Source organism: Streptomyces acidicola, assembly GCF_009377235.1.
Classification (GTDB): domain Bacteria; phylum Actinomycetota; class Actinomycetes; order Streptomycetales; family Streptomycetaceae; genus Streptomyces; species Streptomyces acidicola.
The window spans coordinates 57,656-68,790 of sequence record NZ_VMNX01000018.1 but is presented as its reverse complement, the minus strand read 5'-3'; the positions used below and the strand labels follow the sequence as shown (position 1 = coordinate 68,790).

Genomic DNA, 11,135 nt, shown 5'->3' with positions numbered 1-11,135 from the left:
GGGCCGGGGGCCGGGGAGATCATGGGATCAAGGGGATGTCGTCCGACGGCAGGCCCAGGTGGTCGCGGCCGACGCGCCGGGCCAGGGGCTCGGCCATCGACGCGCCGACGTGGGTCCAGTAGGTGGCCGCATCCCGGAAGTAGCGCTGCATGCGCTGTCCGTCACGGGCGTAGCGGGAGCCCGCGGTGCGGAAGAGGCTGCCCTGGAGCACGTCCCAGGCCATACGTCCGGCGGTCTGGAAGACGAGCGCGAGGCGGTTGTCCACGGCGGTGGTGAACGGCTCCTCCCCGGAGACATTGCGGCGGCAGGCCTCCATCCAGTGCTCGGCGTTGCGCTGGAGTGCCGCCTCGGCGGTGTGGATGATGCCGAGGGCCTCGCCCAGGTGCCGTTGGTAGTCGTGGAGTTCGGCTCGTGTGCGGCCGGGGTCGGCGATCAGCGGGCGTTCGGCAAGGATGCGCGCGTATTCGTCGGCCGCCGCGTAGGCGGTGCCGATGATGATGGCGGCGAGCTCCCCGTGGAAGAAGCTGGGCGCGCGCCCCGCGTACATCGGGTTGCCGTGCAGCGTCGAACCCGGTGAGCCGCCCTCGACGGGCAGGTCGAGCAGGCTCACCTCTCGGGTGAGGTACCTGGGGATGCGTCCCTGGTCGATGCGGATGCTGTTGGAGCCGGTGCCGCGCAGGCCGAGCACGCCGTGCCAGTCGTCGACCACCGTCCACAGCGCGCGCGGGGCGACGAACAGCACGAACGGTCCGGGCGGGTCGCCGGGCTTCTCGGGGGCGCGCAGGGTCTGGCCGACGTAGTGGGTGGAGTAGGGGGCGCCGGAGGCGTAGGACCAGGTGCCGTCGAGGACGACGTGGCCGTCGCCGTCGGGCTGGGCGATTCCGACCGGTGTGACGGTGGACGCGGCCCGGAACTCGCCGTCGGCGCCGAAGATCTCGTCCTGCGCCCGCTCCTCGAAGAGCGTGGCGGTCTGGAGGACGTGGGCGGCGGTGAGTGACAGGGCCCAGCCGGTGGAGGGGCAGCCGCGGGCGATCTCGGTGACCATGCGGAAGAACGTGGGCAGGCCGAACTCGTAGCCGCCGTAACGGCGCGGCTGGAGGACGCGGTAGAAGCCCGCCCGCAGGAAGTCGTCGTGGGTGGCCTCGGGGTAGTGCGTCAGGCGCTCGGTCTCCGCCTGCCGTTCGAGCAGCGCGGGCCGCAGCGCGACGGCCCGCGCGATCAGATCACGTTCGGTGAGTCCCGGTTCCGGGGTGGTGATCACGGTTCCTCCTGACGTGTGGGGACGCCGGTGGTCGACGCTTGTGCATATGTGCACATGCGATTGAACCCGCGGAGGCCCGGCGGTGCACCCACCTGATGACGCCAAGTAGGGTTGTTCCACCGGTCGGTTGAACCGCGTGCGCCCGCGCGGCGGACGCGCGAGGAAGCACTCCTCCCCGTGCTCCTCCCCCGTGGCGCGCTCCGTCCATACGGGCGAAGGCAGCGCGGCGAGGTGAAAACCGACCAGTAGTGGTGACCCGTACCCACGCGCCTGCCGCACAGCCGTGCCTAGCGTGGGCGCATGCCGATGCAACCCTGGTTCACCGACGCCAAGCTGGGCATTTTCATCCACTGGGGCATCTACGCCGTGGAAGGGGTGCCGGAGTCCTGGTCCTTCTACTGGGGCGAGGTCCCGCACGAGCGGTACATGCGACAGCTCGACGGATTCACTGCGTCCCAGTACGACCCGCGCGCCTGGGCCGAGCTGTTCGCCCGCGCCGGCGCCAAGTACGCCGTGCTCACGGCCCGGCACCACGACGGCGTCGCCCTGTGGGACACCGCGCACGGCGACCTGAACGTCGTCCGGAGCACCCCGGCCGGTCGCGACCTGATCGCCGGATACGCGGACGCGCTGCGCGAGCAGGACCTCAAGGTGGGCCTGTACTACTCGCACTCCGACTGGAACCACCCGGACTACGCGAGCGTCCGGCACCCCGGGATCGACGAGTGGCCGGACACCTATCCGGGCGGCAACGACGCCAATCCCTACTCCCACGCCGAGGCCGGCAAGGAGGACCCCGACGCCTGGGCGCGGTTCCTGGCGTACCGCGACGCCCAGGTCGGCGAGCTCGTCCAGCGATTCCGCCCCGACCTGCTGTGGTTCGACGGCGAGTGGGAGCGCACCGCGGAACAGTGGCGGATCGGTGAGCTCGCCACACTGATCCTCGCGGAGAACCCGAAGACCGTCCTCAACGCCCGCATGCTCAGCCACGGCGACTACTCCACCCCCGAACAGGGCGTCCCGTTGCAGGCCCCGGACGGCCCCTGGGAGCTGTGCCTCACGATCAACGACTCATGGGGCTTCCAGCACCAGGACCACCACCACAAGTCGGTGCGCCAGCTGGTGCGCTACTTCGCGGAGACGATCGGCATGGGCGGCAATCTGCTGCTCGACGTCGGGCCCAGGGAGGACGGGACGATCCCCGCCGAGCAGGTCGAGCGGCTGGAGGCGCTCGGCGCGTGGATCGGGCGGCACTCCGAGGCCGTGTACGGGACGGTCGCCGGGCTGCCCGCCGGGCACCACTACGGGCCGAGCACCCTGTCCGCCGACCGGCGCACCCTGTACCTGGTCTGCTTCGATGCGCCGCGCGAGGCGGTCTCGGTGCGCGGGCTGCGCAACCGCGTGCAGCGGGTCACGGTCCTGGGCACGGGCACCGAGTTGGGGCACCACGTCACCGGCGGGCTTGACGCGGTGCCGGGCGTGACATGGATCGACGCGCCCGGGGAGGCCGACCTCGACGCGTACGCGACGGTGCTGGCCGTCGAGTTGGACGGGGAGCTGGACCTCTACCGCGGTACGGGCCGGGACTGACGGAGCGCCAGTTACGGAGAAAAAACCCGGTGCCTGACCGCAGTCGGGTTCCCTACACTCGGCGTGCGCTGCCGCGAGATCGCGGCACGCTTCGAGACATGTGACGAGTGAATGGGGCCCGACCGTGCAGTACGGCACTCTTGTCGTCGTTCCCCGTCGCGTCGTTTCGCCGTCTCGGTACGACGTGATCCTGGTGTCTTCGTAGACCCGGTGCCGGCTGCGCGGCCCGCACCGGACGGCTGTCACGAACAACAACTGGTACGGCATGTCAGGCAGTTGAGCACGCCTCCTGCCTCTGCACCCATCCGTTGTCGTCAGCCGCATCGCGCTGCCCTCTTCTCGCTCACGACGAAAGGCCCCGGGCCGTGCGCACCAACCTGCACCACTGTTCCCTCGATCGTGCTCGCAATCCGCTGACCGTCGTCCGGAACCTCGGCATCCTCGCCCACGTGGACGCCGGCAAGACGACCGTGACGGAGCGGATCCTGTACCTCACCGGCGCGACCCACAAGCGGGGCGAGGTCCACGACGGGACGACCGTCACGGACTTCGACTCCCAGGAGCGCGACCGCGGCATCACGATCTTCGCCGCCGCGGTGAGCTGTGTCTGGGACGGCCACCGGATCAACCTGATCGACACACCGGGTCACGTGGACTTCTCCGACGAGGTGACGCGTTCGCTGCGCGTGCTCGACGGTGCGGTCGCGGTGTTCGACGCCGTGGCGGGCGTCGAACCGCAGAGCGAGGCGGTGTGGCGTCAGGCGGACCGGCACGGGGTGCCGCGGATCGCCTTCGTCAACAAGCTGGACCGCGCGGGCGCCGATCTCGACTCGGCCGTGGCATCGCTCAGGGACCGGCTGGGCACGGTCCCGTTGGTGGTGCAGCTGCCGATCGGACGTGAGGCCGGCTTCACCGGAGTCGTGGACCTGGTGCGTATGCGTGCGCTGGTCTGGGGCGCCGAGGGCGGCTCGTACGAGGAGGGGCCCGTGCCGGAGGTGCTACGGAAGGATGCCGTCGGGCGCCGCAGGCTGCTGGAGGAAGCCGTGGCGGAGCTCCATCCGGCCGCGCTGGAGGAGTTCTGCGCCCGGTCGTCGGTCTCCGACGGCACCCTGGCCGCGGCCCTGCGCGAACTGACCCTCAGTGGTGAGGGCGTGGTCGTGCTGTGCGGGTCGGCCTACCGCAACCGGGGGATCGAGCCGCTGCTGGAGGCCGTCGTGGCGTATCTGCCGTCGCCGGTGGACGTTCCGCCGGTGCGGGGCGAATCGGGTGACGGGGCGCAGGAGCGGGCCGCCGATCCTCGGGCGCCGTTCGCGGCGCTGGTCTTCAAGGTGACGTCGACCGCGACGGGCCGGCTGACCTGTCTGCGGGTCTATTCGGGAACCGTGAGGAAGGGGGACGTGGTGCTGGACATGGGCGTACGGCGAACCGAGCGGGTCGGCAGGATCCTGCGGGTGCAGGCGGACCGGCACGCGGAGACGGACCTGGCGGTGGCCGGGGACATCGTCGCCGTGGTCGGGCTGAAGTCCGCCCGCGCCGGGACGACGCTGTGTGCCCCTTCGGCGCCCCTGGTCCTCGAACCGCCCACCGCGGCCGACCCGGTCGTCTCCGTGGCGGTCGAGGCCCGCCGGAACCTCGACGCGAACCGGCTGGCCGCCGCCCTGGCACGGCTGGTCGAGGAGGATCCTTCGCTGGTGGTGCGGACCGATCCCGAGACCGGGCAGACGGTGCTGTCGGGGCTGGGCGAGCTGCACCTGGAGGTCGCCGTGGAGAAGGTCCGCCGTGACCAGGGGCTGGAGGTCGCCGTGGGCCGTCCGCGGGTCGCCTACCGTGAGACGGTGGCCCGCGGGGTGTCCGGGCTGGTGTACCGCCACGTCAAACAGGACGGCGGCGCGGGCCAGTTCGCGCACCTGGTCCTGGACGTGGAGCCGCTGGAGGTCCCCGCGGGGTCGACGGGCGACTTCGTGTTCCGCTCGACGGTCGTCGGGGGCCGGGTGCCACGGGAGTACGTCCGCGCGGTGGAGGCCGGTTGCCGGGACGCGCTGGCCGAGGGTCCCCTCGGCGGTCATCCGGTGACCGGGCTGCGGGTGACGCTGACCGACGGCGCGACCCACTCCAAGGACTCCTCGGAGATGGCGTTCCGTACGGCGGGCCGGCTCGGCCTCCGGGAGGCGCTGCGCGCCTCGGCGATGGCGCTCCTGGAACCGGTGGCCGAGGTCACGGTCACGGTGCCCGACGACGCCGTGGGCACGGTGCTCGGTGACCTGGCGGCCCGGCGCGGGCGTGTCTCGGGCTCGACGGCCCGGGGCGGCACCACGGTGGTCACCGCGACCGTGCCGCTGGCCGAGTTGTTCGGCTACGCGTCCCGGTTGCGCAGCCGCACTCAGGGCAGGGGCACGTTCACCACGCGCCCCGCGGGTTACGCCCTCGTACCGGCGGCGGTGTCCCGGACGCTGCTGACCCGGTAGCCGCGACGGTGGCCCGTCCCTCGACGGGGGCGGGCCATCCGGCGTACCGCATACGCGGGCCCGCGGACTACTTCAGGACGCAGCCGCTGGGACCCTCAGGTCGCCCTCGACGTACTGGCGCGGCCGAAGCCGAAGGACCAGTCGGCCGGGGTGTTCTCGACGTACCGTTCCTCGCGTTGTTGGCCAGCGTTGACCAAACTCCGCATCCGGGATGTCCCGAACTGCCCCGCGAAGGTCGTTCACACGGGCCGCGGCCCGCTGCCATGTCGCCCCAGCCCGCCATCAGCCAGCAGATCCGTGCTCTGGAGCGGGAGTTGGGCGAGGCGCTGTTCGAGCGGGACTCGCGTACCGTCCGGCTGAGCGACGCGGGCCGGGCCCTGCTGCCCCACGCACGGTCGGTGTCGGCGTCCGTCGCCGCCGCGAAGGCCGAGTTCGCCGCCCGTTCCGGTCTGCTCACCGGGACCCTTGAGCTGGGTGCCGCCGACAGGGTGGAGAGCAGCAGTCTCCCGGCGCTGCTCGGCACGTTCCACCGGTTGTATCCGGGTGTCGGTGTTCAGTTGGTGGAGGGATCGAGTGCCGGTCTGATCCCTCAGGTGCGGCAGGGCTCCCTGGACGCGGTGTTCGTGGCCGTTCCGCCGGAGGGGCTCGATCCGGGGTTCGGGCACCGGGTCCTGGTCCGCGACGAGATCGTGGCGCTGGTCGCCGTCGGCCGGCCCCAGGCGGAGTACGGATCACTGTCGCTGGACGAGTTCACCACCACCCCGCTGATCACCTACGGCCCGGACAGCGCGCTGTACACCCGGCTGCGCACGGCCTTCGAGGAGGCACGGGTGCCCTTCCGGCCCGCGTACGCGACCCATCACGTGGCACTGCAACTGGAGCTCGTCGCGGCGGGGGTCGGGATCGCCCTCGCCGCGGGCGCGGTCCGGGGCATCACCCGGGACCCGAGGGTCACCGTCGTGCCGGTGACACCCCGGATCCCCTACACCAAGGCACTGATCTGGCGTGCGGGCCCGCACGCCTCGGCTCCGCTGCGGGCTCTGCTGGACCTGCCGCACCAGGGCCCCGAACACCCGGCCGCCGAGCCCTCGGGCAGCGACCACCGGGAGTGACGACTCAGGCGATCTCGACGAGAAGGTCGCCGCCCTCCACCTGCTGGATCTTGTTGATCGCGAGCCGCGACACCCTGCCGGCCTTCGGGGCGGTGATCGCGGCCTCCATCTTCATCGCCTCGATGGTGGCCACCGTGGCACCCGCCGCGACCTCGTCGCCCTCGGCGACCGCGAGGGTCACCACACCGGCGAACGGCGCCGCGACATGGCCGGGGTTGGCCCGGTCGGCCTTCTCCGTCACCGGGACGTCGGAGGCCGCGGCGGTGTCGCGTACCTGGATCGGCCGCAGCTGGCCGTTCAGGGTGGACATCACGGTGCGCATACCGCGTTCGTCGGCCTCGCCGATGGCCTCAAGACCCATGAGGAGACGGACGCCGGGCTCCAGGTCGACCGCGTACTCCTTGCCGGGACGCAGCCCGTAGAAGAAGTCCTTGCTGTCGAGGACGCTGGTGTCGCCGTAGGTCTGGCGGTGTGTCTCGTAGTCGCGCGTCGGCCCCGGGAAGAGCAGTCGGTTGAGTGTGGCGCGCCGGTCCTTCTCCAGCCCGTCCCGGTCCTCCTCGGTCAGCTCCTGCGTGGGCCCCGGCTCGGCGCGGCCCTCAAGTGCCTTGCTGCGGAAGGGCTCCGGCCAGCCGCCGGGCGGGTTGCCCAGCTCGCCGCGAAGGAAGCCGATGACGGAGTCCGGGATGTCGTACGAATTCGGTGCCGCCTCGAAGTCCTCCGGCTTCACCCCCGCGCCCACCAGGTGCAGGGCGAGGTCGCCGACCACCTTCGACGACGGGGTGACCTTGACCAGGCGGCCGAGCATCCGGTCGGCGGCGGCGTACATGGCCTCGATGTCCTCGAAGCGGTCGCCGAGGCCGAGTGCGACGGCCTGGGTGCGCAGGTTGGAGAGCTGCCCGCCGGGGATCTCGTGGTGGTAGACGCGCCCCGTCGGCGAGGCGAGGCCCGCCTCGAAGGGGGCGTAGATCTTGCGGACGCTCTCCCAGTACGGTTCCAGGTCCCCGACGGCCTGGAGATCCAGGCCGGTGGGCCGCTCGGAGTGGTCGGTCGCGGCCACGATCGCCGACAGCGACGGCTGCGAGGTGGTGCCCGCCATGGACGCCACCGCGCCGTCCACCGCGTCCGCGCCGGCCCCGGTCGCCGCCAGATAGGTGGCGAGCTGGCCGCCCGCGGTGTCGTGGGTGTGGATGTGGACGGGGAGGTCGAATTCGCGGCGCAGTGCGGAGACGAGCTTCGCGGCGGCCGGGGCGCGGAGCAGGCCCGCCATGTCCTTGACGGCCAGGACGTGGGCGCCCGCGGCCACGATCTGCTCGGCGAGGCGGAGGTAGTAGTCGAGGGTGTACAGGCGCTCCGACGGATCGGACAGGTCGGAGGTGTAGCACAGGGCGACCTCGGCGACGGCCGTGCCGGTCTCGCGTACCGCGTCGATGGCGGGCCGCATCTGGCCGACGTCGTTGAGCGCGTCGAAGATGCGGAAGATGTCGATGCCGGTGGCCGCGGCCTCGTGGACGAAGGCGTCGGTCACCTCGGTCGGGTACGGCGTGTAGCCCACGGTGTTGCGGCCGCGCAGCAGCATCTGGAGACAGATGTTCGGGACGGCCTCGCGGAGTCGGGCCAGGCGCTCCCACGGGTCCTCGGCTAGGAAACGCAGGGCGACGTCGTACGTGGCGCCGCCCCAGCACTCCAGGGACAGCAGCTGCGGCAGGGTCCGCGCCACCACGGGGGCGACGGCGAGCATGTCCTTCGTACGGACCCGGGTGGCGAGCAGCGACTGGTGGGCGTCGCGGAACGTGGTGTCGGTGACGCCGATCGTCGGCGCTGCGCGCAGCCGGCGGGCGAAGCCCTCGGGGCCGAGGCGGGTGAGCTGCTGCTTGGAGCCTGCGGACGGCTCGGTGCCGTCGAGGCGCGGAAGTTTGGTGGTGGGGTCGATCAGGTCGGGGCGCTCGCCGTGCGGCTTGTTCACCGTGACGTCGGCCAGGTAGGTGAGCAGCTTGGTGCCGCGGTCGGCGGAGTGGCGTGCGGTCAGCAGGTGCGGCCGCTGCTCGATGAACGACGTGGTGACCCGCCCCGCCCGGAAGTCCGGGTCGTCCAGCACGGCCTGCAGGAACGGGATGTTGGTGGCCACACCGCGGATACGGAACTCGGCCACGGCGCGCCGGGCCCGCTTGACCGCTGTCGTGAAGTCCCGCCCGCGGCAGGTGAGTTTGACCAGCATCGAGTCGAAGTGCGCGCTGATCTCCGAACCGGCGTGGGTGGTGCCGCCGTCGAGGCGGATGCCCGAGCCGCCCGGCGAACGGTAGGCGCTGATCCTGCCGGTGTCGGGGCGGAAGCCGTTGGCCGGGTCCTCGGTGGTGATACGGCACTGGAGGGCGGCGCCGCGCAGGACGACCGTCTCCTGCGTCAGCCCGAGGTCGTCCAGCGTCTCACCGGCGGCGATCCGCAGCTGCGACTGGACGAGGTCGACGTCGGTGACCTCCTCGGTCACCGTGTGCTCGACCTGGATGCGCGGGTTCATCTCGATGAAGACGTGGTTGCCGTCGCGGTCGAGCAGGAACTCCACGGTGCCCGCGTTGCGGTAGCCGATCCGGCGGGCGAACCGCACGGCGTCGGCGCAGATCCGCTCCCGGAGTTCCGGGTCGAGGTTCGGGGCGGGGGCGAGCTCGATCACCTTCTGGTGGCGGCGCTGCACCGAGCAGTCGCGTTCGAAGAGGTGGATGACGTTGCCCTGCTCGTCGGCGAGGATCTGTACCTCGATGTGGCGGGGCTCGACGACGGCCTTCTCCAGGAACACGGTGGGGTCGCCGAACGCGGACGCCGCCTCGCGGGACGCCGCCTCGATGGACTCGCGCAGCCGGTCGGGGTCCTCGACCCGCCGCATGCCGCGCCCGCCACCGCCGGCGACCGCCTTGACGAACACCGGGAAGCCGATGTCCCCGGCGGCGCGGACCAGTTCGTCCACGTCGGTGGAGGGAGCGGAGGAGCCGAGCACCGGTACGCCGGCCTCCCGGGCGGCGGCCACCGCGCGCGCCTTGTTGCCGGTCAGCTCCAGGATCTGCGCGCTCGGGCCGACGAACGTGATGCCCGCCTCCTCGCACGCGCGGGCCAGTTCGGGGTTCTCGGACAGGAACCCGTACCCCGGGTAGACGGCGTCGGCCCCGGCCAGGCGGGCCGCGCGGACGATCTCCTCGACCGAGAGGTACGCCCGCACCGGGTGCCCGGGCTCGCCGATCTCGTACGCCTCGTCGGCCTTCAGCCGGTGCAGCGAGTTCCGGTCCTCGTGCGGGAAGACGGCGACCGTCCTCGCGCCCAGCTCGAAGCCGGCGCGGAACGCGCGAATCGCGATCTCTCCACGGTTGGCGACCAGCACCTTGCGGAACATGCCTGATCCCTTCAGCCTGCCGGTGACGAACACCATCGTGTCGGCGACGCCCCCTGCCGCGCCAGGCGAAGCCCGGCTCCTCACCAGTGGGTGCGACGCCCGGCCTCTCGTCCGGCGGCAACACTAGGCGCCGGGCAGTGGGTTTCTGAAGGGCTGGGGATCGTCGATCACGTCACTTCAGAGGACCTCCAGTGTCTCCGTGCAGGGGGCCTCCAGGGCCTCGCACTCGCCGCCGTCGGCCTCGGGGGCGTCGGGGTCGTCGGGGTCAGGGCGACACCCCGGGCGGCATGTTGTACGGCGTGACCACCTGGATCGCCGAGGGCAGGGCAGGCCCTTCGTCGGGCAGGGCCTTGTGGGCGCGCATGATGGTCTGGCAGGTGCGGCGCATGTCCTGGCGCAGATCGTGATGGAGGACGGCGGAGAGCCGGCGCTCGCGCAGGAGCCGGGTGTTGTCGTGGTCCAGGTCGTGGGCGACGAACACGGCACACGTGCGTCCGAGCGTGTCGAAGGCGTCGAGGGTCGCGGCGTTGCCGCCACCGGCGGAGTAGACGGCGACGATGCCCTCGTCCCGCCTCAGCGCCTCCAGGACCAGGTCGCGCTGGGTGGCGTCCAGGCCGTCGCTGTCGGTGACCTCCACCAGGGACCGCTGGGGGTGGGCGACCCGCATCGCGCTGCGGAAGCCCATCTCGCGCTCCTCCTCGCCGCGGAAGGAGCCCCTGCTGATGGTGGTGAGCACATTGCCGGGCCGGTCGCCGAGCCACTGTCCGACGAGGTAGGCGGCGGTGGCTCCGGCCGCCCGGTTGTCGATGCCGACGTACGCCAGCCGGGCGCTGCCGGGCAGGTCAGTGACGAGGGTGACGACGGGGATACCGGCCGCGACCAGGCGGCCGACGGCCGCGCCGACCTCCGGCAGGTCCGGGGCCTTGAGGATCACACCCCCCGACCCCCGCTTGGCGATCTTGTCCATGACGGCGATCAGCTCCGAGGCGGGGCCGGTCTCCCGGAAGTGGAAACGCGAGCGCACGACGGCGGGGTGCAGTGACGGCAGTTCGGCTTCCAGTGCGTCGCGTACGGCCGTGGAGAACCGCTCCGGCGCCTGCATCACGATGTCGATCATGAAGGTGCGTCCGCCGATGCGCACCTGGGTCCGCTGGCGGTCCAGGTCCTTGATCGCCTGGTGGACCTCCATGATCGTGCTCTCCCGGACGCCTCCCCGGCTGTTGAGGACCCGGTCGACGGTGGCCTCGCTCAGCCCGGCCTGTCGGGCGATCTCCCTGATCGGATACGGATGCCGCATGACTGTTCCCGAGCTTCCCGAGAGTGGATGA

Annotated in this window: 6 protein-coding genes; 3 read left to right on the top strand and 3 right to left on the bottom strand. The window is 71.8% G+C overall.

Going from position 1 to position 11,135, the window contains the following annotated elements; translation table 11 throughout:
• Positions 1-19: 19 nt before the first annotated feature.
• Positions 20-1,261 (bottom strand): acyl-CoA dehydrogenase family protein, encoded by a 1,242-nt coding sequence (locus FPZ41_RS08500; RefSeq protein ID WP_322619970.1) that lies wholly within the window; start codon positions 1,259-1,261, stop codon positions 20-22.
• Between the two features lie 300 nt (positions 1,262-1,561).
• Here FPZ41_RS08500 and FPZ41_RS08495 point away from each other — a divergent pair, with 300 nt between their 5' ends.
• The 3 genes from FPZ41_RS08495 to FPZ41_RS08485 all read left to right on the top strand — a co-directional run bounded on the left by FPZ41_RS08495 (position 1,562) and on the right by FPZ41_RS08485 (position 6,428).
• Positions 1,562-2,851, top strand: coding sequence for an alpha-L-fucosidase (locus tag FPZ41_RS08495; RefSeq protein WP_152860630.1), 1,290 nt, complete (start codon positions 1,562-1,564; stop codon positions 2,849-2,851).
• A gap of 365 nt (positions 2,852-3,216) precedes the next feature.
• Entirely contained in the window at positions 3,217-5,316 is a 2,100-nt protein-coding gene (gene fusA / locus FPZ41_RS08490) for an elongation factor G (protein ID WP_322619969.1), read from the top strand.
• Positions 5,317-5,579: 263 nt separating this feature from the next.
• Positions 5,580-6,428 carry a LysR family transcriptional regulator gene (locus FPZ41_RS08485; RefSeq protein ID WP_228022598.1) on the top strand — a complete coding sequence of 283 codons (849 nt, stop codon included), beginning with the start codon at positions 5,580-5,582 and terminating at the stop codon, positions 6,426-6,428.
• Positions 6,429-6,432: 4 nt separating this feature from the next.
• On the opposite strand, the gene FPZ41_RS08480 is transcribed toward FPZ41_RS08485, so the two are convergent.
• Entirely contained in the window at positions 6,433-9,807 is a 3,375-nt protein-coding gene (locus tag FPZ41_RS08480) for a pyruvate carboxylase (protein ID WP_194236028.1), read from the bottom strand.
• A gap of 265 nt (positions 9,808-10,072) precedes the next feature.
• Positions 10,073-11,104 carry a LacI family DNA-binding transcriptional regulator gene (locus FPZ41_RS08475; RefSeq protein WP_152860626.1) on the bottom strand — a complete coding sequence of 344 codons (1,032 nt, stop codon included), beginning with the start codon at positions 11,102-11,104 and terminating at the stop codon, positions 10,073-10,075.
• Positions 11,105-11,135 lie beyond the last annotated feature (31 nt).